At 39.7% G+C, this 25,638-nt stretch carries 17 protein-coding genes; 9 read left to right on the forward strand and 8 right to left on the reverse strand.

The window, feature by feature from the left end; translation table 11 throughout:
* Positions 1 to 31 precede the first annotated feature (31 nt).
* The 5 genes from E6C50_RS13145 to E6C50_RS13165 form a co-directional block, all read right to left on the reverse strand.
* The gene (locus E6C50_RS13145; protein ID WP_136403689.1) at positions 32 to 868 is read right to left on the reverse strand and encodes a phytoene/squalene synthase family protein; all 837 of its coding nucleotides are present in this window, start codon (positions 866 to 868) and stop codon (positions 32 to 34) included.
* Between the two features lie 83 nt (positions 869 to 951).
* Positions 952 to 1,905, reverse strand: coding sequence for a fasciclin domain-containing protein (locus tag E6C50_RS13150; protein WP_136403690.1), 954 nt, complete (start codon positions 1,903 to 1,905; stop codon positions 952 to 954).
* Between the two features lie 44 nt (positions 1,906 to 1,949).
* On the reverse strand, positions 1,950 to 3,419 hold the full coding sequence (locus E6C50_RS13155; RefSeq protein WP_136403691.1) for a phytoene desaturase family protein: 1,470 nt from the start codon (positions 3,417 to 3,419) through the stop codon (positions 1,950 to 1,952).
* 9 nt (positions 3,420 to 3,428) lie between these two features.
* Entirely contained in the window at positions 3,429 to 3,839 is a 411-nt protein-coding gene (uraH, locus tag E6C50_RS13160) for a hydroxyisourate hydrolase (protein ID WP_136403692.1), read from the reverse strand.
* A gap of 78 nt (positions 3,840 to 3,917) precedes the next feature.
* The gene (locus tag E6C50_RS13165) at positions 3,918 to 4,580 is read right to left on the reverse strand and encodes a MarR family winged helix-turn-helix transcriptional regulator (RefSeq protein ID WP_136403693.1); all 663 of its coding nucleotides are present in this window, start codon (positions 4,578 to 4,580) and stop codon (positions 3,918 to 3,920) included.
* Between the two features lie 344 nt (positions 4,581 to 4,924).
* Here E6C50_RS13165 and E6C50_RS13170 point away from each other — a divergent pair, with 344 nt between their 5' ends.
* From E6C50_RS13170 to E6C50_RS13210, 9 genes are all read left to right on the forward strand, one after another.
* Positions 4,925 to 6,358 carry an SDR family oxidoreductase gene (locus E6C50_RS13170; protein WP_136403694.1) on the forward strand — a complete coding sequence of 478 codons (1,434 nt, stop codon included), beginning with the start codon at positions 4,925 to 4,927 and terminating at the stop codon, positions 6,356 to 6,358.
* Between the two features lie 18 nt (positions 6,359 to 6,376).
* Entirely contained in the window at positions 6,377 to 7,072 is a 696-nt protein-coding gene (locus E6C50_RS13175) for an SDR family NAD(P)-dependent oxidoreductase (RefSeq protein WP_136403695.1), read from the forward strand.
* A 41-nt stretch (positions 7,073 to 7,113) separates the two neighbouring features.
* On the forward strand, positions 7,114 to 7,395 hold the full coding sequence (locus tag E6C50_RS13180; protein ID WP_136403696.1) for a TIGR03643 family protein: 282 nt from the start codon (positions 7,114 to 7,116) through the stop codon (positions 7,393 to 7,395).
* 480 nt (positions 7,396 to 7,875) lie between these two features.
* Positions 7,876 to 8,541: a MarR family winged helix-turn-helix transcriptional regulator gene (locus E6C50_RS13185; protein WP_136403697.1), complete on the forward strand. Its 666-nt coding sequence runs from the start codon at positions 7,876 to 7,878 to the stop codon at positions 8,539 to 8,541.
* Between the two features lie 12 nt (positions 8,542 to 8,553).
* Positions 8,554 to 10,047, forward strand: a complete 1,494-nt coding sequence (locus E6C50_RS13190) for a phytoene desaturase family protein (protein ID WP_136403698.1) — start codon at positions 8,554 to 8,556, stop codon at positions 10,045 to 10,047.
* On the forward strand, positions 10,031 to 10,867 hold the full coding sequence (locus E6C50_RS13195; RefSeq protein ID WP_136403699.1) for a phytoene/squalene synthase family protein: 837 nt from the start codon (positions 10,031 to 10,033) through the stop codon (positions 10,865 to 10,867). Before E6C50_RS13190 ends, E6C50_RS13195 begins: the two co-directional genes overlap by 17 nt.
* The gene (locus tag E6C50_RS13200; protein ID WP_136403700.1) at positions 10,864 to 11,337 is read left to right on the forward strand and encodes a hypothetical protein; all 474 of its coding nucleotides are present in this window, start codon (positions 10,864 to 10,866) and stop codon (positions 11,335 to 11,337) included. The genes E6C50_RS13195 and E6C50_RS13200 overlap by 4 nt, the downstream gene beginning before the upstream one ends.
* A 195-nt stretch (positions 11,338 to 11,532) precedes the next feature.
* Positions 11,533 to 11,988 (forward strand): sterol desaturase family protein, encoded by a 456-nt coding sequence (locus tag E6C50_RS13205; protein ID WP_136403701.1) that lies wholly within the window; start codon positions 11,533 to 11,535, stop codon positions 11,986 to 11,988.
* Entirely contained in the window at positions 11,985 to 12,689 is a 705-nt protein-coding gene (locus tag E6C50_RS13210; RefSeq protein WP_136403702.1) for a lycopene cyclase domain-containing protein, read from the forward strand. The genes E6C50_RS13205 and E6C50_RS13210 overlap by 4 nt, the downstream gene beginning before the upstream one ends.
* A gap of 158 nt (positions 12,690 to 12,847) precedes the next feature.
* Here the strand turns inward: E6C50_RS13210 and E6C50_RS13215 are convergent, their stop codons facing one another.
* From E6C50_RS13215 to E6C50_RS13225, 3 genes are all read right to left on the reverse strand, one after another.
* Positions 12,848 to 13,285, reverse strand: a complete 438-nt coding sequence (locus E6C50_RS13215; protein WP_136403703.1) for a helix-turn-helix domain-containing protein — start codon at positions 13,283 to 13,285, stop codon at positions 12,848 to 12,850.
* Between the two features lie 263 nt (positions 13,286 to 13,548).
* Entirely contained in the window at positions 13,549 to 13,881 is a 333-nt protein-coding gene (locus tag E6C50_RS13220) for a hypothetical protein (RefSeq protein ID WP_136403704.1), read from the reverse strand.
* The gene (locus E6C50_RS13225; RefSeq protein ID WP_136403705.1) at positions 13,878 to 25,634 is read right to left on the reverse strand and encodes an RHS repeat-associated core domain-containing protein; all 11,757 of its coding nucleotides are present in this window, start codon (positions 25,632 to 25,634) and stop codon (positions 13,878 to 13,880) included. Before E6C50_RS13225 ends, E6C50_RS13220 begins: the two co-directional genes overlap by 4 nt.
* Positions 25,635 to 25,638 lie beyond the last annotated feature (4 nt).

Raw genomic sequence — 25,638 nt, forward strand, 5'->3', positions numbered from 1 at the left:
AATTCAATAGATCTGAAAAAAAGTGATGCCATTATAAAGCAGCTACTTTATAGCGAACATAACTCTTTAAAGCTACAAAAATCTTTTGTCCGTTAGGGATACGAACTCTTGCGTTTAGTATTTCTTTAGACGATTTACGTTTTATTTTATAAAACAACGACAAATAATATTTGTAGGCCAGATACACTCCAAACCGGGATGAAACCGGCAGCATTTTAATCCCAACCAAAGCTTCCTTAAATTCCTGTTCGATTTCCATTTCAATCTGACTTTTTACCCAATCATCAAACACCTTCATATCAATATCAGGAAAATACGTTCTCCCTAAAATCTGGTAATCGTCTTTCAAATCTCTCAGGAAATTGATTTTTTGAAAAGCAGAGCCCAATTTCATGGCAAAGGGTTTTAAAGCCTCATATTGTTCTTTATTCCCTTCTGTAAACACCTGCAAACACATTAAACCGACCACTTCAGCCGAACCATAAATATATTCGTTATACAAAGCAGAATTATAATTGATCTGCTGTAAATCCATTTCCATACTATGTAGAAATTTTTCAATCAGCTCCGGATCGATTTGATACCGGTTTACCGTTTCCTGAAAAGATTGCAGAATTGGATTAAGCGAAATCTTTTCCTGTAATGCCTCAGCGGTATCCTTTTTAAGCCTGAGCAGAAGCCGCTCCTTATCATAATCATGAAAACTATCTACAATCTCATCTGCTAAACGAACATAGCCATAAATGGCATAAATCGCAGTACGAATGGACGGCTTAAGCGCCAGGATACCCAGTGAAAAGCTGGTGCTATATTTTTGAGTCGTAATTTTACAGACTGTATTGGACAGTTCATCAAATAAATGTTTCATACTGTGATTATATTAAAGCAAAAGGGCGGGACAATGTTTCGATCCCGCCCGAGATTAATTGTCTGCATTAAATTCAAAAAAACTTATGGTAAAAGCACACGGTCAATAAGGTGAATCACACCATTATCAGCCATTATATTAACCGCAGTGATGTTACTGGCTGTGGTATTTCCATTTCCTTTAACAGCTGCTCCGTTTACAAGACTCACCGTCACTTGTCCCCCATTGAGGGTTGTTAGATTCTGTCCATCAGATAAATCAGAAGAGAATGCCCGGGCAGTAACAACATGATAAGTCAGAATATTTGCAAGAACATCAGGATCAGCAGCCTCAATAGAAGCGATAGTTGGGAAACCAGCCGCTATAAATGCCTGATTGGTAGGCGCAAAAACCGTAAGAGGTCCTCCTCCCGAAAGTGCAGCCGCAACATCGGTACTCCCCTGACTGGCTCGTAAAACGGCAGCTACAAGATATGTCAAATCATTGTTAGCCTGAGCCGTAGCAACAATATTCCCGGTGGGAGGTAACAATACATGTTCGAGTGCATGTATAACACCATTACTTGCCACAATATCCGGAGCCGTTACTTTCCAACCGTTCACAAACACACCATTAGTATTCTTAGTCACATAAACTTTACCGCCTCCGGCTGTAACAACCTCAGCATTGGGTCCGGCAGGTACATTTACACTCACAATTTTAGCCGGCAGGGTATGATAAAGCAGAATATCCTGAAGTTGCTCAGAGGAAAGAGCATTAATTGTAGCACTACTGATACCGGAAGCCGCGAAAGCATTATTATCGGGTGCAAAAACCGTAAAAGGTCCGGGACCGCTTAGCGTAGTTGCCAGATTAGCTTTTACCACCGCGGATTTCAGAAGACTAAAATTTGGATTAGCCACAACGACATCCGTAATCGTACTGGTAGGACTCATAGACGTTTCAGTATCGCTGTCACAGGAAGTGAAAATAAAACCTAAAAACATAGCGACAGCAGCCATAGTTGCCAGCGAACTTTTAAAAAAATTTGTTTTCATTTTTTAAAAAATTTAGAGGGTTAATATTTAAGTCAATACAGTTCTCATTTATTGTAACGCACTTCAGCAGCGACAATTTTCCCGGAAATGATAGCAGGCGGAACCCCTGGTCCGGGAACAGTCAACTGGCCGGCATAGTGCAGGTTTTTTAATTTCTTATTTTTCATTTTGGGTTTAAGTACCGCCGTTTGTCTAAGCGTATTTGCCAAACCGTAGGCATTACCACCATAAGCATTATAATCCTTAACAAAATCACGTACACAGTAACTCCTCTTGTAAACAATCTTATCCCGAAGATTTACAGCACCGGTTTGTTTTTCAATTCTACCGAGCATTTGCAACAAATAGCGCTCCCGGATTTCCGCATCGTCATCCAACCCTATAGCCACCGGCAACAACAGAAAAAGATTTTCTTTCCCTTCGGGTGCCACGTTTGCATCCGTTTTAGAAGGACAACAACAATAAAACAAAGGATTTTCCGGCCACTTTTTTTCTTCGTAAATACAATCGATATGTGCTTCAAAGTCATTTTCAAAAAAGAGCGTATGATGCTTTAAATTTGGGATTTTCTCGTCTATACCTAAATAATAAATCAGGCTGGAAGGTGCAAAAGTTCGGTTTTCCCAGTAATCTTCATTGTAATTGCGATCAGCGATATCGAGCAGGCTTTCCATATGATGATAATCACAGGAAGCAATAACCTCATCAAAAAAATATTCCGATCCATTACTTACAATACTTTCAATTTTACCGTTTCGCGAATTAATTTTCTCGATATTTTTGTTAAAGTGAAAGTGCGCCCCCTGATTTTCGGCCACTTTTTGCATCGCCAAAACAAGCTGATAAAAACCGCCCATCGGATAGAACGTTCCCAATGCATAGCCACCATAATTCATTAAGCTATACAGAGCGGGTATATTCTGAGGCGCTGCTCCCAGAAAAATTACGGGAAACTCCATCAGCATCCGGAGTTTATCATTTTTAAAATAGCGCGATACATATGTCCGGAAATTAGTCAGCAAATCCAGTTTTAAAGCACTTCGTGCAATTTTCGGCGAAAAAAATTCCAACCAGGAATGAGCAGGTTTAGTCACAAAATCTTTCATTCCCACCGTATATTTATAACGGGCCGCTTCCATAAATTTCTCCAGATTTTCACCGGCACCCGTTTCTATCGATTCAAACAGTTTTTGGAGGTCTTCCAACTTTTCCGGCACACTTAAAACGCCATCCGAAAAAACCATATCAAACTGTGGATTCAACGAAATCAGTTGAAAAAAAGCAGCACTTTCCGTACCGAAATCTCTGAAAAAATCTTCCATCACATCCGGCATCCAATACCAGCTAGGCCCCATATCAAAAACAAAACCTTCCGGCGTCTGAAATTGGCGGGCACGGCCACCAGGTTGATCGTGTTTTTCAAAAACATGTACCTCGTGACCGGCTTTTGCTGCATAAGCTGCTGCCGACAAACCGGAAAAACCGGAACCAATTATAGCAATACGTTTTTTCATATTCACCTGTTAATTTCCTTTATAAGTAGCATAACCGAACGGACTCACCGTGATGGGCACATGGTAATGCTGATTGTCACTGATGGCAAAAACCACCTCTATCCAGGGATAAAAACTATCCCGTTGTTGTCTCTTAAAATACGGTGCTGTTTCAAAAACCAATTTATAGGTCCCCTGATGCCTGATTTCCCCGTACGGCAAAAAATCACCTACTCTGCCATTCGCATCAGTAGTTTTCCGACTCACGAGCGACCAGGTGTTATTTTCTGAAAGCTGCTCCAGTCGGATAACAACATCAGGAGCAGGCTTACCGGTGGTAATGTCCAGAATATGACTGGATAACTGGTAAAGCTCTTTTTTTTGTGCCGAAATTGCGGCACTAAAAAACAAGACTAAAACAAAGGCAAAAAATTTTTTCATGTTTGTATTTTATATATTTCAAATAGTACTACTTTACTTTCAATTGTAATTTTGGAAACAGAATGTTCTACTTGTAAATCAATTTTCACTATACAGCAAGGCTTCGGAAAGGAGCTTTTCAGGCTCAATATTTTTATCGTATATCCGTTGGTGGAAATCATGCAACTTATTCAAAAGACGAATCAACTCGAGTTTTTCTGATTCGGCCAGATCACCGGAAACAATATGGGTCGCCGCGCGAACTTTTAGCATGATCCCCTCTAATGCTTCAAGTCCTGTCGAAGTAATATTGAGAATTTTACTTCTTTTATCACTATCCGAATCGGTTTGTGAAACCCATCCTTTATTGATCAAACGATTGATGATCTGCATTCCTGTAGGCTTATCGTGTACATTTTTTTTTATCAAATCTATCTTAGTCATATTCTTACTAAACTTTAAAACAATCAGGTAGATCACATCCTCCTGCGTTGAAAATTCAGATCCATAAATAGCCGACTTAAAATAGCTTTTACCAAATCGATTCATATGAACGACCAAACTTGCTATCACACTCTCCGATGTCCTCCCTATGGCCTTTCCTTCCCAGGCTGGCTGTACCTCATTGTTTTGAGGTTTAAAAGTGTTCCCCATCCAAAGCTTGAAACCCTCCAAGTCAGGACTGTAAGCCCCGTTTTTCAGAATTTCAACTTCAAAATCTTCCATTAAACTCAGAATATCTTTAATCAAATTATAATTCATAACCCTATAATTTAGTATACAAATATACTACTTTAAATTAAAAAAGTATTTTTTAGTACCATTTTATTTAAAAATAGTATACATTTGTACTACTTATGAGTAATTACAATCAACACATAGGCGGGAATTCGTCTGAATTTAGAGTTGTATCAGTATTAAAAATGCAAAACAACACCCGGAACAATTCCCTCTAGGCTCCGACTGTTTCGGAAACAAAGACCCTCAGAAAGCATCACTGCGAAGTGATCCGGCCTAATGATTTTGGAACTAAGAACACCTAATTGTTTTACATCAATAGATTTGAGCATAGGGGTATAGGGTATTATGATTTAAAATAATGGGCTATGAAAATACTATTGACTGGCGTTACAGGATACATTGCCAAAAGATTGCTTCCCGTACTGATCGAAAATAAACACCAGGTTGTTTGTTGTGTCAGGGATACAAACCGATTCTTTTACAACAAAGATTTTGAACCCTATATTACGGTAATTGAAGTCGACTTCTTAAAAAAGGAGACTTTAACCAATATTCCCAAGGATATAGACGTAGCTTTCTATTTAATTCATTCGATGTCTACCGAACATGGTGACTTTGAAAACATGGAAAAAGTTTGCGCAAATAATTTTAAAGCAATAATTTCCGACACCACTGCCCGTCAGGTAATTTATTTGGGGGGCATCAGCAATTCCGATCATCTTTCCAAACACTTAAAATCGAGACAAAATGTTGCCTCCATCCTCGCAATGGGCAGTTATGCCCTCACAACTTTAAAAGCCGGAATAATTGTAGGCTCCGGAAGTGGATCCTTTGAAATTATCAGGGATCTGGTAGAAAAACTCCCGGTTATGGTAACCCCTAAATGGCTAAAAACAAAATGCCAGCCCATTGCCATCAGAAATGTAATCGAATTCCTTATAGGTGTAATCGGAAAACCCGAAACATACGACAAAAGCTTTGATATTGCAGGCCCTGACATTTTAACGTATAAAGAAATGCTATTGTACTATGCCCGGATCAGAGGTTTAAAAAGAAGGATACTGATTGTCCCCGTGATGACCCCGAAACTCTCCTCCTATTGGCTTTACTTTGTAACTTCCACCTCCTATCCGCTGGCGCGGAACCTTGTGAACAGCATGAAAGTGGAAGTTATTGCCCAACCGAATAACCTAAGAGAATTATTAGCTATAGAACTGCTCGACTATGATACCGCTATCCGATTAGCTTTTGAAAAAATCGAACAAAACAATGTCCTTTCCAGTTGGAAAGATGCCCAGACCAGTGCTATTTTAAATAGCGGAATGAGTACCTTATTAGAAGTTCCTGTTTTTGGATGCTTTCGTGACATTCGTACAGCAAAACTTAAAAAACCAGAAGTTGCCCTTGCCCGAATATGGGCAATTGGCGGACAAACGGGTTGGTACTACGGGAACTGGCTCTGGAAAATACGCGGATTTATGGACCAATTGGCAGGAGGCGTTGGTATGCGTCGTGGCAGAAAAAGCACCATTGATTTGTATGCCGGCGATGCTCTTGACTTTTGGCGTGTACTGGTAGCCGACAAAGAAGCAAAGCGATTGCTTCTGTATGCGGAAATGAAACTCCCCGGTGAAGCGTGGCTGGAATTTAAAATCAATGAGCAGGACCAACTTATTCAAACCGCAACTTTCCGACCGCTGGGAATTAGCGGAAGATTGTACTGGTATAGCGTTTTACCTTTTCACGGTTTTATATTCCGTGGCATGATCCAGCGCATTGCAAATCCGGACAAAATATAAACTCATAAACCCCTAAAGATGAAAAACATTGTTATCATAGGACATTCCAGCGGTATTGGAAAAGCACTCACAACGCTACTGGCAGATGATCATCGAGTTTACGGAACATTCTGTACTACATCTGAGCACATTGGTCATACGAACGTAACCACGCATTACGTAAATATTTTAGAAGAATCACCCGACTTTTCGTTCTTACCGGATACGATCGATGGCCTTGTATATTGTCCGGGTGCCATCAATATGAAACCCTTTGCAAGGATAAAAACAGAGGATTTTCTGATCGACTATCAATTACAGGTAATCGGAGCCGTTAAAGCCATTCAGGCTTGCCTGCCAGGGTTAAAAAAAAGCGCCTCACCCGCTATTGTACTCTTCAGTACGGTAGCCGTAAAAATAGGTTTTCCCTTTCATAGTATTGTGGGAACAAATAAAGGCGCCATAGAAGGCCTGACCAAATCACTGGCCGCCGAATTGGCACCAACCATCCGCGTTAATTGTATTGCTCCATCCCTTACCGAGACACCGCTTACCGGTCACTTATTAAATACACCCGAAAAAAAAGAAGCAAATGCGCAACGACATCCGTTGAAAAAAATCGGAGAAGCCAATGATATCGCTCAGGCCGCGGCATTTCTACTTGGCAACACCAGCCAATGGATAACCGGTCAGATTATCGCTGTAGACGGCGGAATCAGTACTATAAAAGCCTAAGCTTACCGCAACGAACACCGCTTAAAACAGAATGCAAAAATATGAAAGACCTAAATCTAATGATCAAAGACCGAATTATAGAAATGGCCTGGGAAGACAGAACGCCTTTTGAAGCGATAGCATATCAGTTTGGCTTTACCGAAAAACAAGTCATTGCTTTAATGCGAAAAGAATTAAAAAGGAGCAGCTTTAAATTATGGCGAAAACGAGTGAATAGCGGTGTTAGTCAAAAGCACTTACACAAAAGAAACCCGGAGATTAGTCGGTTCAAGTCTAATTTACAACGAATAATCACCAACAATAAAATTTCAAAAAAATCGTAAATAGCTTTATGATCTTACAAACTATTCCTATATCTAAAAGAGGCGGCGAGTTACAACATCTTTACGCCATAAACAAATAAAAAATCCGGGATAAACTTATCCCGGATTCTATTTTAAACACCCATCTTTCGAACAAACAATAGTGATTTTTTACTTTATCTCCCCGGAACCTGACAGTACATCGAACACCTCTTCCCCTCCTTCATTCTGAATATTGCCCCAAAGTGATTCTATTTGTCCAAGATCGACTCCAAATCGGTTCAATAATTGTACCCCACTGTGTCCTTTGCTATAAATTAGTTTACACTACTTTCCCATTCACACTGCCACCCTTAAGCACCCTCAATTCAAAAACAGCTCTAATATTTTCCAGACAAAGGATATTCACCACTACTAAATTAAAGCAGAAACCAGAATAAAAAGTGTTTTTAAATACTTTATTTGCATTTTTTAGTATTTTTACATACTAAAACATTCCTTATGAATTATCAACTTATCCAGGAGGTCCTTCAACTTGTAGAAAAGTTTGATTTAAACAATACAAATGGTGGCTATACAGAAGATATAAATGGGTTTAAAAGATGGATTTCCGATCACGAGAAGAAAGAAGACTCGTATTCAATAGAACCCAACTGGGAAGGCAAAGCAGAAGGAAGAAGTCCTGAAAGTGTGATCAGTACTTTACTGGTACACCTGAATCGATATGCCAAAACCTACTCCAGGTCCGCCATACAGGACTCAGAATTTTCGACTCAGGAAGATTTTATTTATCTGATCAATTTAAAAGCTTTTGGCGCAATGACCAAAATGGAACTTATCAAAAAAAATATTCAGGATAAGCCAACCGGAATGCAAATCATCAACCGCTTGATTAAAAATGGTTGGGTAACACAAAGTGATTCCGAAACAGATAAAAGAAGCAAGGTAATTGAAATTTCACCGGAAGGCTTACAATCATTGGATGCTCAAATGGGAAAAATACGCCTTGCAACCCAAATCGTTTCCGGAGATCTGTCTCATTCTGAAAAAATGCAATTAATACGGTTGTTAAATAAGCTGGATGATTTTCATCACCCGATTTTTTCTCAACAGATAGATAGTCATGAGCTTTTGCAAAAAGTGAATGCGACCTATTTTACAGACTAAAAAATATTGGCTATGAAAAAGAAAATCGCAATAATCGGGAGTGGAATTTCGGGTTTATCGGCTGCTTGCTACTGTGCCCAATCCGGCAATGAGGTACATGTTTTCGAAAAACAGAGTCAGCCCGGCGGGAGAGCCAGACAATTTCAAACCACCAACGGATACACCTTTGATATGGGACCAAGCTGGTATTGGATGCCAGACATTATCGAGTCGTTCTTTAATGACTTTGGTCATCGTACTTCCGATTTTTACGATCTGGTAGCTTTAAACCCTCAGTTTGAAATGATTTTCAACGATGAAAACATTAGTATTCCGAAATCCTATGAAGCGCTTAAAGCTTTATTTGAGGATATTGAAAAAGGAGCCGGAAAAAAACTGGATACATTTATGAAAGCGGCCAAATTCAAATATGAGGTCGGCATGCGTGAATTTGTAAATAAGCCCTGTCACAGTTGGCTGGAATTCATGTCTCTAAAAATCGCGGGGAGCGCTTTAAAACTGGATTTACTTACTAATTTCAGAAACTATGTAGGCCACTATTTTTCCGATCCCAAGCTCCGAACGCTGATGGAATTTCCGGTTATATTTCTCGGTGCCTCGCCAATCAAAATTCCGGCCATGTATAGCCTGATGAATTATGGCGGTTATGCCCTGGGAACCTGGTATCCGATGGGCGGTTTCTACCAATTGGTTCTCGCCATGCAAAAAGTTGCAGAAGAACAAGGCGCCTATTTTCATTTCAATCAAAATATTGATCAAATTATCGTTGAACAAGGTCAGGCCAAAGGATTAATCGTTAACGGAGAATTCCAGGCATTTGATGCCATAATAGCCTCCTGTGACTATCATCATACAGAGATATTACTGGAACCCAACATGCGCAATTACAGTGAAAAATATTGGGCCAGCCGTACCTTTGCTCCTTCCTGCCTGATTTACTATCTGGGTTTTAACGAACGGATTCCCAATTTAAAACATCATACCTTATTTTTCGAAAACGACCTGGACGAACATATAGCCAGCATTTACAATACCAAAAAATGGCCGGAAAAGCCATTATTCTATACCTGCTGTCCGTCGAAAACCGATCCATCGGTTGCACCGGAAGGCTGTGAAAACCTTTTTTTATTAATCCCTCTTGCAACAGGTCTTTCCGATTCGGAGTCCACTCGGGAGAAGTATTTAGACGAAATGTTGGAGCGTATCGAAAAACATACCGGAACGCAGCGCCTGAAGTCAAAATTAGAATATAAAAAAAGTTATTGTGTCAGCGATTTTATAAACGATTACAATGCCTATGGCGGCAATGCCTATGGATTGGCCAATACGCTAAATCAAACGGCGGTATTAAAACCATCCATTAAAAACAAGCATATCAAAAATCTGTTTTATACAGGTCAGTTAACGGTACCAGGACCGGGAGTTCCTCCTTCTATTATATCTGGTACTATCGTTGCAAAAGAAGTAAACAAACTTAAAACATCCCGGCATGAAAAAGCTATTTGATGAAGTATCCTATAAGGTCAGCAGAATTGTAACCGAAAAATACAGCACCAGTTTTTCCCTGGGCATTCTGGCTTTAAAACCCACCATCAGACCTGCGATATATGCTATTTATGGCTATGTCCGACTGGCTGATGAAATCGTTGACAGTTTCCATGATTATGACAAAACCACTTTACTGGAGCGCTTTCGAAATGAAACCAACACGGCACTTCAGGAAGGGATTTCGTTAAATCCGATATTACAATCTTTTCAGGAAACGGTAAACCGTTATAAAATCGATCCATCCTTAATCGCACAGTTTCTACATAGTATGGAAATGGACTTGTATCCGATAGATTATAATTCCGAACGCTATCAGGAATACATTTTAGGTTCCGCCGAAGTGGTCGGACTGATGTGTCTTCAGGTATTTGTGGAAGGCGACAAAGCTACTTTTGAAAAACTAAAACCCTATGCGATGCAATTAGGTTCTGCTTTTCAAAAAGTAAACTTTTTACGGGATTTAAAAGCCGACTATCAGATTTTGGGACGCACTTATTTTCCAAACATCCAAATGCATCTTTTTAGCCCGGAAATCAAACATCAGATTGAAGCTGAAATCGAATCGGAGTTTAAAGAAGCACTCATCGGGATCAAAATGCTACCGGCTTCGTCCCGATTTGGAGTCTACTTAGCCTACCGATACTACTTATCGTTGTTTACTAAAATTAAAAATACTCCGGCGGAAAAAATAATGTCCCAACGGATTCGTATTCCCAATAGCCAAAAGCTATCTCTTGCAATGCGTAGTTACGTACACTATAAAATAGCCGTTCTATGAAAGTATTACTGGTATGGCTACTCTTTTTTTCCAATCTGACGAAAGTAGCCCATAATGACCCAAACAAGGAGTTGGATTCCATACGTGTGAATTATACCAAAGCGGTATCGGATAAAAAGCTATGTAAAACCATGTTAGCGCAATTACAGGTAAAAAACGGAAATAGTGTTTATCTTGCTTATCGGGGCGCTTTTAAAACAATCTGGGCCAGTCATGCCATCAATCCGATTGTCAAGCTCAATGCTTTTAACAAAGGCAAAAAAGATATTGAAAATGCTGTAAAAGAAAGCCCTGATAATGTTGAAATCCGCTTTATCCGATTATCAATTCAGCAAAACTGTCCTTCTTTTTTAGGATACAACAACGAAATAGCGCAGGATTTGCAATTTATTCATGCCAACAAAAACAGCATAACCTCAATACCGCTCAAGAATATGATTGCTACAGTCCTTAAAAAGGAAATACGATGATACACCCATTTATAAGGAAAAACAACCATCACAGCTGTCCAAACCGCTTTTTTATGAGAAACACAATCAATCACCAGTTAACACGCTATTGTTCGAGCATTTTAACACGATGCCTTTCTGTAAAAGACGGGCATATATCCGCAACCGGTATGACCATGCACAGGAACAATTGTCTAATTAATCTTTCAAACCGATATGAATTTTAGCATCGTTCTTTTAACATTTATACTAATGGAAGGTGCCACCTGGATTATCCATAAATATGTGATGCATGGATTTCTATGGTTTTTGCATCGGGATCATCACGACCACAGCAATACAGGCGCTCTTGAAAAAAATGATTACTTTTTTGTGATTTTTGCCTTACCGGCTATTGCATTACTATATTGGGGTTCGTTGAACAATTTTGATTTCCGGTTTTATATCGGTTTCGGAATTACCTTATATGGGATTGCTTATTTTTGGGTACACGATATTTTTATTCATCAACGAATAAAAACATTACAAAAAACACAAAACCCTTATTTTCTGGCTATTCGAAGGGCACACAAACAACATCACAAACATACCGGCCAACACGATGGGGAATGTTTTGGATTTTTATGGGTTCCCTTAAAATATTTCAGAATGTATTTTAATGCTAAACAATGATAAAACCATACACGTATTTATTAATCAACTTTCTGACTGTAATTATTTGTTTTATTTTTTCATTCGACAAAAGGATACAATTCCACAAACAATTTCCTGCCTTTTTTAAAGCCAGTATATTGGTTGCCATACCGTTTATAGTATGGGACATCATTTTCACCCAAACAGGAGTCTGGTGGTTTAATAATACCTATACACTCGGGGTTCGCGTTTTCGGCTTACCAATAGAAGAATGGTTATTTTTTATCTGCATTCCGTTTTCCTGCCTCTTTACATTTTTCTGTCTGGACAAATTTTTTAACCTCAACTGGACCAGAGCCTATAACACGATCATTGTATTTATCAGCATAATTGTGTGTGCTGTAGTTGCTTTACTACACCCTGATAAAATGTATACTTTTGTTACTGCCGTCATTACGATGCTAACTTTGATTTTTTTACATTTTATAGCCCGGGTAGATTGGATCGGAAAGGCTTCTCTGGTGTTTTTTATATTAATGCTTGGCTTTTTTCCTGTTAATGGCGTATTAACCGGTACCGGACTGGAAGCGCCGATTGTGAATTACAATCCAAAAGAATTTTTAACGATACGTTTACTGACTATTCCTATTGAAGATGCCGTTTATGGTTATACACAATTTCTGTTGAATCTTTACTTTTTTAAGATGTTTCAACAGCAACAGGCTGTACAAACAAAATAGCCGACTACAAATAAGTCTAAAACTCCGACATACAAGTTTAATCGTCTAAATCCCTAAGGCTGTCTCGACGGATAGCCTTTTTTATTCTCGCGGATTGCACCCGGGGTTTAGCAAACTGACAATGTAAATCTGTACCGTCAGGAATTAACAATATGTACTTATTTGCTTTTTATGAGCCGTTCCATCCTTTCAATTATTTCTTCCTTTTCTTGTAGCATCCGTTCGTATAAAGCGATCTTTTCATCGTAGAGCGCTACTATTTTATCAATAGGGTTAAAGGTGCAACTAATGTTGTTTGCTTTATTATTCGTGATAGCACTCGGACTATCGTGAAATGTATTTCCAATAATATTCATAACGCCTTCATCGTCTAAATTTTCTATGGCCGCCACCGGAACTTTTAGTGTTTCGGCTAACAGTTCGAGAGTATCCGCCTCTATGGTTTCCCGCTGTTCCAATAGCGATATCTTTTTTTGCGTCCAGTCGTGACCCAGTTCATAAGCCAAAGCTTCCTGTTTGATTCCAAACATTTCCCGAAACCGTTTGATGTTTTTTCCCTGGTGCACTTTTTTGTCTACTGTTTCAAAATCTGACATAGTTACTATTTTTTAATGGATTATGTTAGCAATTTATATAAAGTTAGGCTTCTAAATTATTCCCGGAAAGGACAATACGGTCAAGATCGCATCCAAAATACTGTCGGCACTATATTCTAAAAATGTCTCGTCCTGAAATAACGATACAAAAAAAGCGTTATTTCAGGACGAGACACTCTCTTTAATAAAAAAGCCCTAACCATAACGTTAGGGCTTTTACTTTATTTGTTGTATGCACGGATTACAAATCCGCGCGATCGGGATTATTGACAAAAAATTTCGATATCTTCTATAACTTCATCAACAATATACTTCAAATCTTGTCTTTCAATACTCTTTAATTTTTTTAAAATTTTATTTTTATCAATTTTTCCAAAAATTCTAGCCAAATCACCGAATAAACCAATTGAGGTCTTGGAAATCCAATAATCTTCATTTTCTACATAATTCATGAGTAAATCCTGAAGCCAGTTTACATCATTAATGCCATTAACGGCACCAATTAATATTTTTGGTATTTCAACTTCACTCGAAGTCTTGAGAAGTTTTTCGATTTCACTTTTATCAAAAAACTCAAAATTTTCATATTCTATCATTTTTTTGGTAATATTTTTCCTTTAGTGTTAACCTCTTTAGCTTTAATCAATACGTTTTTCATATCCTGACTTAATTCTTTCCAAGCTCTACTATGTCCATGGAATTTACTTGGGGCATGCTCGTCAAACACATTAAATTCACCTGTTTTTCTGTCAACTCCAACACGTCTAGTTGTATTTTCTGACACTTGGTATGAATCATCTAAAACTTCTTGAGGATTCTCTGGTGCTTTATTAGCATTTCCTCTATTTATTGAGCCATGTTTAGGGTTTGGTTCATATGTCCTAGATTCTGTATTAGAGTTTTCAGAACTGCTTCCACTATTTTCACTATTGCCTTTATTATTTAAATTATTAGACATGCTAAGGAATCTAGCTCCTTGTTTTAACAAATCTATTTCGGCTGTTATTCCTACTCCTGCACCATGTAGTGCGACAAATCCTCCTGCGACAGCTCCTACTCCTGCGGTTTCTACGCCTGTAACCAAAGCCATTCCCCCACCATAAGTAATTTGCTCTCCACTTTGAACAATAGCTGCCAAATCACCTACAATTCTTCCAGCTGTATAAAGTCTTTTATCACGAATACTTTCAAATTTATTGATCGTCTCTTTATGAAATAATCTTTTTGTAGCATCGAATGCTCCAATAGTATTTGCATTTAAAATTGACTCGCCAAATCCTATTGTAAATATTAATAAATCACGACCTTTCGTTTTACCTAATGCCGCTGCTCTCAAAAAGACTTGTTGCATTTGTGCTGGCGTTGGTGATTTTTCTTTCCCTTCTAAATCAACAAAATTAATTGGGTCATTTTCAGAGAATGCATATGGAGAGTTCCAAGGATAATCCCTTGCCAACGGATCTGTAGCAAAGAACCTACCCACTCTAGGATCGTGCATTCTAAAGGTATAGTTTAATGAATTCCCTTCACCTTTAATTTCATTATCCATTTCCTGACCCTGGAATCCATAACGATAATTCGCTTTGGAACCATGACGGGCCTCCTGGAGCATTCCAAACGGATAATAATCCGAATAACTAAGAACGTCGGCGTTAAAGGCAACTAAACCGGTTTCCGGCATGTCTGGTTTTTCAAACTCCGGGATCTTTTTATCGTTGATCACCACCAGGACATTACCCAAATGATTGGATAGTTCGTAACGTTTGTCGCCAGTCAAATTTACATATTTTTTATAGGCAATCAGTCCGTTATGTGGATAATTTCCACTGGTCTTGTCTAAATAATCTGGAATTCCGTCCCCATCGGTATCAATCGCATCGGATGGATTGTGATCGCCATTCGGATCGGCGCCTTCAACAGCTTCCCAGGTCGCATAACCGTCGCCATCGTCGTCCAGATCCAGATAGTTTGGAACCCCATCACCATCGGTATCATCGTTGGCCAGGTTATTATCATTGTTTACATCTTCATAGATATCGTACAATCCATCGCCATCGGTATCCATCAAACACGGTCCTAACACGCGTACCGTACCCGGTGTAACCGTCATCGTAATATTTCCGGATGTCGACACCGGCGGATTGTTCAATCCCGCACCTACATTATTGTTAAAGTCGAATTCACGGTTTAAGGCATTTACCGGACTTCCAAAATTGTAGTTTACACCACAAATGTCGTAGGCTCCGGGCTCCAGTTTGGAATATGGTCTTTCCTGTATATACGCACCGGACGAAACCACCGGGCTTACCGTAAACGGATAAGGCGTTCCATTTAGGGTTAGTGTTCCTGTTAAACCAGTATCACTACCTAAAAGCTGTGTTATTTGTCCACTATAGTCAATTTCCATTCCTTTTTCGGTCATCTCCTGAGGCGTGATGGTCGCATTCGGAAGATTGAGCACTTTATACTCTTTTCGGAAATTCGTTCCGTTTAGGAAGACTTCCTTCGCCAATAATACCTTAGGACTAAATTTATTGTTTGCATAGTCCGCATAGAATTTAAGTCCGGTTTTGATATCGCCCTCCTTAATCTGTTGCGGCATCACATAGTTGACCACTTTTAGGTTGTAGATACTCGAATTCTGATTTGGCATTGAGAAATCTACCAACATTGGCTGACCGGCATTTGCAGCGGCTTCATTTAAAGTATGTAGTAAAATTCCGTTGTTGTAGAACTTAATTTTACCGTTTAAACGTTCCAATCGCAACACATCCCCAATTTTGAACACATCGGTTCCTGCCGGGAATGTCCCTAACAAGGTTCTGTTTACCCCGTTTTCATAGGCCATAACCTTGTTATCGATCATATAGGTATAAATCGCATAATTAATCGTTCTATATTCTGCAAGATCGGTGGCAGTAGACTGGTAGGATATCCCCAACATAATGTTGTGATTCGATTCCAGCGTTCCCCCGATGGTTCGCTCCACATAACCGTTAGCCATTAATAATTTGGCCGTTTCACCACCGGCATCCCATGCCTGAGGCGAAGTTTTTGTGATTTTCCCATTCGCATCAACACTTATATTCTGTGAAGCCGTCAATGGTGGCTTGGTAATCGCATATTGGTTTTCCTGTAGTGGTACCGCATCATAATTAACCACTTTCAGATTGTAGATACTGGTATTCTGGAAACACATCAGGAAGTCGACCACCATTGGTTTACCAGCATCCGGTCCATCCTCGGTATAAACATGCAATACTGCTCCGTTTTTATAGAATCGTATTTTACCATTCATCCGTTCAATTCGAACGACATCTCCTATAGCATAACGGTCGGCTCCCGAAGGATAATAGGCCGTAAACGGATTGTTGACACCGTCTTTATAGCCCAGTAATCTTCCATCCTGATACGAATACAGGGCATATTTAATCGTATTGACCGATGCTACACCTGTAGCTCCCGGAGTATCAGCATACGATACTCCCAGAAATACATTATAATTGGAATCCATAGTTCCGCCAATGGTTCGTTCTACATAACCATTACCGGTTAGAATATTGGCCGTTGCTCCAACAGCGTCCCACGTAGGTGCGCTGGTTTTCGTAATTTTTCCAGCCGCATCCACCGCAATATTCTGGGTGTTGTATAATTGCGGTTTGGTGATCGTTTCGTTTGCATCGATATACGGATCGTTGTATTTCACCACTTTTACATTGTAAATACTGGTATTCACATTATACATGGCAAAATCGACCAACATTGGTAATCCCGGATTGGATTCCGTTACCTCTCGTAATAGTATTCCGTTTTTGTAATACTTTATTTTTCCTTTTATTCTTTCAATTCTAATGATATCGCCAATACTATACACTTTGGCTTCGGCTGGTAATGCCGCATCCAGCGTTTTCTGGCTTCCGGTTTCGTAAATAAAAACACTATATCCCGAAGAAGCGGTATTCACAGCATAATTAATCGTAGCATAAGCTCCCAAATCGGCATTATTCTGATAGGACAATCCTAACATGGTATTGTTATTCGAATGTATCGGTGCTCTAATAGTACGCTCTACATAACCATCACCAGTTAACAACTTAGCCGTTTCGCCACCGGCATTCCATGGCGCATCTGCTGTTTTTGTGATTTTTCCAGAAACATCAACAACCACATTCTCTGCGTTCACAATCGGAGGATTGTTAATCGTTATGTTTTTACTACGGTATTTTACAACTTTTAAATCATAAATCTTCGTCTGACCTCTATACATCGCAAAGTCCACCAACATGGGTTGACCCGGTTGCGATTCTACAATTTCTCGTACCAAGGTTTCATTTCTGAAATATCGGATTTTACCTTCTTTTCTTTCGATTCGTAACTTGTCACCAATAGCGAAAACATCGCCACCTGTAGGTAATGTATAGCGTACGGAATTCTCATACGCATACAAGATACTGGATCCGAAAGTGTAGAACGAATAGTTGATCGTATTATAATGTACGTTTGGATCGGAATACGACAATCCTAACATCACATATTCATTGGATGCCAAAGTTCCTTTTATAGTTCGCTCTACATAACCGTCACCTGTTAAAAGATACGGTGTCGAACCACCAACAGTACCCCAACTATCGCCCGCTACTGTTCTGGTGATCGTTCCATCGGCTTCAATGTCTACGTTTGACATCACATTTAATGGCGGACGTACAATTGTTTTGTTATCATCAACATACGTCCCCTGACCCATCACTTCTACCTGACCGATTAACGTGGAAGGAGCCGGCGCTGTAGTTTGATCAAGTTTGAATTTCGTTTTAAAATTAAATTCATTAAAATTAGGGTTAATCCCATATAAATACGGTTCATTCCACGTCACATTCGTAGACGGTGTTAATTTTAAGGAATAAATTTTCAAATCGGATACACTCAGTACACTCGGAACGCTTGTTGTAGCGGCCATGGCACTAGCCTGAGCTGTCATCCCCAACGGTCCTCCTCCAATTTCCGGTTTTTTGTATTTATACAAGCCAACCAATTTGTCTTCCAATCCCAATCGGCTACTACCAAAAATATGGTGCTCTTTTATAGAATAATTTCGGTTATAACCATTTCGGTTTGAAATCTGGGTATCTTTATACACGGCCAATACATTCCCCTGCGCATCTCTGGCATAGTAATCGGAATTGGTAACCGGATCGCCAAAGGAACCGTCATAAACACTTTTCGAAATCCGGTTTCCTAAACCGTCATATTCAAAATAGATAATGGTTTGAACATTATTTTTAAACTTCTCTATTCTTTTGACTTTACCATCGGCACGCCAGTCAATTTTTAAACCTTCGGTTTTGTCTTCGACCAGCTGACCAATTTGATCATAGATATAATTATGTGTATTCAGGTTATTAATGTTATACACAATTCCTAAATCAGCCAATTGCTGTATCTGATCGCCCAGTTCGTTAGTCGCCAATCCGGAGAAACCTGCTTTGTCTTCCACTAAGCGAAGCTTGTTATCACCTGGTAAATAATGGTACACTAATTCATCCATTTTTCGGAAAGTCCCATTCGGATCCGGAGCGGTTCTGAGTAGTGTTTTCAGGTTTCCATTTCGATCGTACGTATAACTGGAACTATAACTTTCGTTATTCACATCAGCCACTCCAAGAGCATCCGGTTTTATAGCCGCCGATGTCATCCCGGTAATACGGTTTAACTGATCATAGGTATAGCTATTCTTCTGAACATCCAATAAAGCTTCTCTATTGGTACGAATAGCGGTGGTCATCTGTTTGATGTTTCCGTTGTACAGATTTCTAGTATTGGTCGCAATATTTCCGTTACGACTAAACATCAACGGTTTAAAACTTTGGTCGCCGGTATCATCGGTTGTAATGGCTCTATAATCACCGTCAAAATAGTTCAGTGAATAGCCAAAAGCATCTTTGTTGGTCATCAATCTTGCAGCCATTCCATCCTGTCCCATATCATTTTCCGGTGTCGTCAGATTTTCTCCGTTTACCGCTTTTAACCATCCCTGTAAGGTGTAGGCATAATCGATACCCTGTACTTTTTTGTCTCCTAACTCCACACGTGCTAACGGCCCATGTGCATAATACTGATAGTTGGCGTCATTCTCCCAGACAATACCATCCGGAGAAGTTTTAACATTCACAATACGATTATCGGCATCGTATTCGTATTTATGGATAAACTGATCGACTTTACCCGGTTGAAGGGTAACCGAATTCACATTTCCGCTGATCAGATCGTAATCGTAAACCACACGTTTAATATGAAACTCACAGTCGTTTTTCAGCGTCAAATTCGTATCGGCGATTACGTTTGGATCACAACTATAATCTTTTAAAGTAGCCAAATAGGTCAACATTTCTTTTACGTTGCCGTGTATATCGTAGTTATACAAGATCGCATTTTGATAATCCAATTCTCCATCCGGTACAAGCTCATCATAATAAAATATACCGGTAACGCGATTTCTACTCGTTTGCGGATTATAATTGGAATAGAAGAAATCGGAAGCTCTTTTTTCATCCGGATACATTTCCAGTAACGGATCCTCATTATAAACCGTTCGGGTTACTTCCATCTTCATATATCCATCATTTAATGGAAAGCCATTGGATAGCTGATGAGTAGTCGTTCCATTAATCACATAGCTACGCATTAACCTACCCTCATCAGAGATAAAAAAATGACTTCCGTATTGATCCTCCTGAGCATTACCAAGGATTTGGCCGGCTTCAATAATTCGGCCTAAACTATCATAACCCGTATAGCTAAACATCCTTACCCATGGATAAAGATTGTATTGTTTTTCATTTTGAGAGGCAATAATTCGTCCCAAATCGTCGTATGCAAAACGCGTTTCGCCACCATCCGGTGTTTTTTGCCACACCAATTGGTTTAAAGTATTATAACGGTATTGCGTTTTTAGCGTATGCTGTGGCTGTAAAGCCGTATTTTCAGGGGCAGGCGCCAATGGATCAAAGTTATTTCTATACGCATTGATCGCTGCATTTTTAGCATAGATCTCACTCGGTGTAAATCGTTTTACGCCTTCCGGAGCTACGGTTTGCGTTAAATTTCCGGCCTGATCATAATAGTATAAGGTATATTGATATTCTTTATCAAAATAGTTCATATCAAATTCCTCTTCAACCGTTGCCATTGCTTTTGTAATGTATTCTTTTATGAATTTTTTACGCAACGATTCCAGATAATTCTCATAGGCTTCCTGCTGATACGTTTCATTTAGGTTTTTGATTAAATGCTCGCAGGTACCGTCAGTGTCTACTGGTACATTCGGAGAAACGACACTCATCGTTACCGGAGGACATATCCCCGGATTGGCAGCACGATAATCCGTATTTACCCAGTTGTTCCAGTTTAAACGATCGGGGTTACTGGCATTATTGTCATAATATGTTTTATAAGCATCAACAACCCTAAAGATATTATGAACCGCATCCACGTTATACCCGTAATGCAAATAGGTATTCCCAAACTCTGCAATTGTTCTGAAATTATAGTCATACGATGACGTAACCGCCAACTGATTACAATAATATATATAGCTATCCACAAGATACTGTAAATTGCTTGTACAGAAATTATCAAACTCCCCGGCTTCAATGGTATACCCCGTAATACGCGGCCCATTGTTTGGTCCTCCGTGAAGTATAAAGTCTAAGAAATCGGCTTTTTTAGCATCACAGGCAACCGGAGTAACCGTTTGTGGAATACATACGGTACAGTCCCTGTCGTTATAATTCAAAGATGGTTTAAATCGTCCTGTTATCGCTTGAATACTTCCCGACGCATTCGTAGTATAAAGCGTAACCATTTGTATAAAAGCATTACCGGTAATCGTCATACTACTAAACGGAAACGACGTACTGAATGTAGCAAGATTTTGTATCTGATCCAGTGTAAAAATCTGTTCGTCGCCTCGCATCATAGCATAACTCCATTCCGTAACATTGTTAACACTCTTCCATGTTGTTAGGATCGGAGAATTGGTTGGTTCATTAAAAAACGTTGCCAGGTACGAATTTTTATACGCCGGTACATTCTCTAAACTAACAGGTGTTGCACTTTGCAACTGTCCTGATTGTCTTAACGCATTGATAAAAGCTACAAAAGCCTGACGGAATTGGTATTGTTTCGTACAACCATGTCCACCTGCAGCAGTTCCTAAATTCGGATCCAATACCTGTCCCTCCTGATTATTAGGATTGGTACTACAGGCTCCAATAGCAGCGCAAGTCGTTCCGTAAAGGATCACTTCTTTTGTGGCGCCATTTACTAAAATTTCCGCCACTGCTCTATAAGCAAATACCCTATTTTCCGGTACGGAAGCTATTTGATCGTAATAGAATTGTTTAATCTTCGTGATTTTCCAGGTCGTATTATAATTCGCCCAGGTATAGGTAGCAGAATCGACCTTAACTGTCGTGCCGCAAAACGGTTGCGACGGACTAGCACTAAAATTAATCGTAAGCGTATTATTGGACGTTGCTGTACTAATATTCAATGAATTTAACGGTACAATTATCGACCCTAAGGCTTTAATTAAATCGGGTGTTACATACTGTCCGGTAAAAGGTCGGCTGGACATTGCTGTAATATTCACACTGCTAAATGCCGGATCTTTAAAAAATCCATTTAAGAAATGATCAAAGTCAAAAAGTAACGGGCAATTCCCTGTTTGCGCATAATATTCGTAATCGTTTTGCGCCTGTAACTGACTTAGAACTGTCAACGGACTTACTCCGGAATCATACGCGAAATCGACCGGAATAAAACGTTTTGCTTTTTCTTTATATAAAATACCACTTGAACTTGCACAAAGTGATGGTACCGCTATACTGTTGATATAGTTAAACAAGTTGGTTTTCTGAGAGAAATTATCCGTTAGTACATTCGTAACCGAATAATTCAATACTCCACCGATACAACCGTTATAGGTTCCTTTTTCGATCGCGTAAATATTACTGAAAACGTGCTTTATTTTTGATTTTAAACCTAAATAAAGACTTCTGTATGTTTTCCAAAACTGATCTTTTTGATCTTGTGTTAAGGAAGAAATAGACGTTGGAGGGGTACACTGTACCAATGGATTGCAATAAACCATCTGCAAAGCGGCCTCATATAATTTCACGACTGTCAATGGGTCGTTATGTACCATATAATCGGAATTGATCGCTTCCTGCATAATACCGATTCGGTAACCATATAGTGTAGCACTTTCAAAACCGGTTGGCAATTGTTGAAAATACGGATCTAATGTATAAATACCGCTATTCGTTGCAAGCGTACTTCCAATTAAACCTTTAGTCACGGCATCATTAAACGTGGTTACGCTTTGCAGATAACTATCGTAAGCATCCGAATTTAATAGTGTTCCCCCGACACTTTTCGTCAGATTACAAATCGCTTTGTTATACACCAGATAATTGTATTCCGGGTGGTACGCGATTAGCGATTTTGCCCAACCGGGACCAAAGGCATCAGCGAAGTCCTCATAATTCACCAACTGTTGCGGTCGTACTCTACGAATGTTCTCACCGTTAATCGTTGCCGAAAGCACTTGTCCTGTGGATGCTGGCGTAGTCGTTCCGTTTGCATTTACTACAACATTAACAAAAGCATCATTCCCATCGATATCTTTATAAGGCGTCGTTGGATTTTTCCAATGATGTCCTGTTACGGTTCCATTCGCGTATAATTTACTGTCCGGATTAAAAACACTGATTTCAAAATCCGGGTTGGGCACCACTTGTCCGTCTGCATTCGTAATGGTTGCTTTCGTGCTTCCATATTGCCCAAAAGGACTAACATCACTCAATAAGGTTTGCTCATTAACCGTACAACTGGAATCGTAAAGTGCTTGCGGTGTACACAATTGCGCGCACTCCTGTCTTAACAATTGCCATTCTCTGAAAAAACGATTCGCAAGACCATTGGCCTGACTCTGATCGATGTTTGAATTTCCGGTAATCGTCACTATAATCGGTGGCGTAAGTGTCGATGGTAAACTAAACGTATTTACCGGAACACTGTAAAACGTACTTAACGCATTCAGGATATAATTGGATTGCGTGCCCAATGCTGCCGTACAGCTGGTACAATCCATATTACACATATCTAATAAAATGTTCGGAGAGAACTGATTCGGATTGATATAACAAGGATCATCTTTATTTTTCAGCTTATTGATATATTCCGTTGCATACGTATTGAGTTGTTCCGCATTGACTTTCAGTTCTTTTGAAAGCGCATACGAACCCGAAGCCAGCGCCTGATTAAAGTCACTTGGATTCGACTGATATGGAAAAGCTCCTCCGGAACCACCCAATTTGATTTTTTCAACATTGATCTTATCGACCTGACATTGATCTGTTAATTTGATCACCAAATCATATACAAAAGGATAGGTCGGCAGGGTACACGTTAACGGACTGGATGGTGTGAATTGCTGTGTTTGCTTTACATTATAATCAAATTCATAAGCAATATTATCACCTCCAACAGCCAGTTGTTTGGAAACAATATAACGGTCGTCGTTCCCCGGGAAATTACCGGTTGATTCCAGTCGGTTCTGACTTAACAGGTTATCGCTCATCATCCCGTGCATTGGGTTGTCGTTTGCCGCATCGGTCAATTTATCCAAATTGTCTTTCGGATCATTAGACAATCCCGTAGCAATCGTTCTTCCCTGCGGATCGATGTAACTCACCGATACCTGTCCATTCGGATCGATCACGATGTTCTTTTTATAATGCGATACATCACCAACGCTATACCCAAACAAACGGTTTAGTTCTTTATCGGTTGGAACCGTATACAAATACCGCATTTCATGTCCCGATCCTAACTGATGGTTTACCCCAACACCGCCTTTTCGGGCAATACGTCCAGTATTGTCGGGCGTATACTCTATCTGTGAAAAAGGATGATTTTCGGCATCCGGAACGTATTTCTGATTGATACTGTTGGGAAAATCGATTAGTCCATTGGCCGAATAATATCGTGCGGCACCCGATCCCGTATCCATTTTATTGACCTGTATAGTACAATTCGTCGGATCGGAACTGTCATCGTAATCAAAATCCCTAAAGGAATACGGCGTACCGCTTTGGACGGTATTGTAGTTTTTAAAATAACGAATACTATTTTCATTGGTCGGAGTTGGCAATACCTCAACAGCAGGTCTTCCCTGTGCATCGTACACCACTTCGCCAACAATTGCATTTTTATCGGTATTGATTTTGGTCACCGTTTGTCGGTTACGTAAGGATCCGTCGAAATAACTGATCACTTCTTTCTTTTTTCCGTTTTCGGCATAACTCACCTGTAATTGCCAGTTTTTACCTTTTTCGTGTTCAGATAACTGAGCAATATGCGGCCAGTCGGAAACCTTAGTTTTAGCTCCCGTTCCGGAACTCCAGTTTCCATAATACTTCCCTTTAAAAACCGTAGGATGTAAACCAACAGCTCTAACGCGATAAATTAAATACCCTTTGGCATAGAGCAATGGGATTTCATAGGAATTCGATTTGGTACTGATTCGGGTATTGTTCAATTCAAAATCACGATCGCTAAAATTGATCGTATTGGCAGGCTGATTATCGGTTGCATTGGTCGCCGCATACGAATCGACCCAGGTCCATTCCAATTCATACTCGAGTGCACCGGCCAGTTTTTGCCATTCTATTTTAATTGAACCCGGTACCATTGCTCCGGTAGCCGAATCCAACTGATTCGTTATCGTCGCCATCGGATTCGGTACCTGATCGGAAACCGTATAATAGCGTTTTACCTTTAATCCCAAATCCAAAAATATATTTTCAGGGATATAGTTCGTCGTGGTATTGTTGACCATGTCTTTGTATTCGACAGACCCCGGGATCAGGCTGATTTTGATTCCGAATCGGTTTTTAACCTGTAAAAAATTAATGTCCGTAAACAAGGTATTGATAACCGACGCGCCATGCGGACTATAGGAAACCGCCAGCGTTTCTTCTCTTGGCGTAACCGATTCGTCTATAGAACCATCCGGCATAAGCGGCGTAACCGTAAACCTTGCTTTAAATTCATACCACTGGTACGGTGCCATCGTATTGTCTACGCGTAAACGGGCATAGCAATACGGGTCTTTATTGTGCTGATTGGCCCATCCGGCTTCTGGATCCACTACCGTAGCCAACTGTGTAAAGCCGTTTAGTTGAATCGGCGCCAAAGGATAGTCCTTTTCCTCAACCTGTGCCGTAGCAAAAATGGAGAAAAAGAGAGTAATACTAATCAATAACCTGCCTAATACTGTATCCATATTA

The organism is Flavobacterium supellecticarium, assembly GCF_004801375.1.
Classification (GTDB): domain Bacteria; phylum Bacteroidota; class Bacteroidia; order Flavobacteriales; family Flavobacteriaceae; genus Flavobacterium; species Flavobacterium supellecticarium.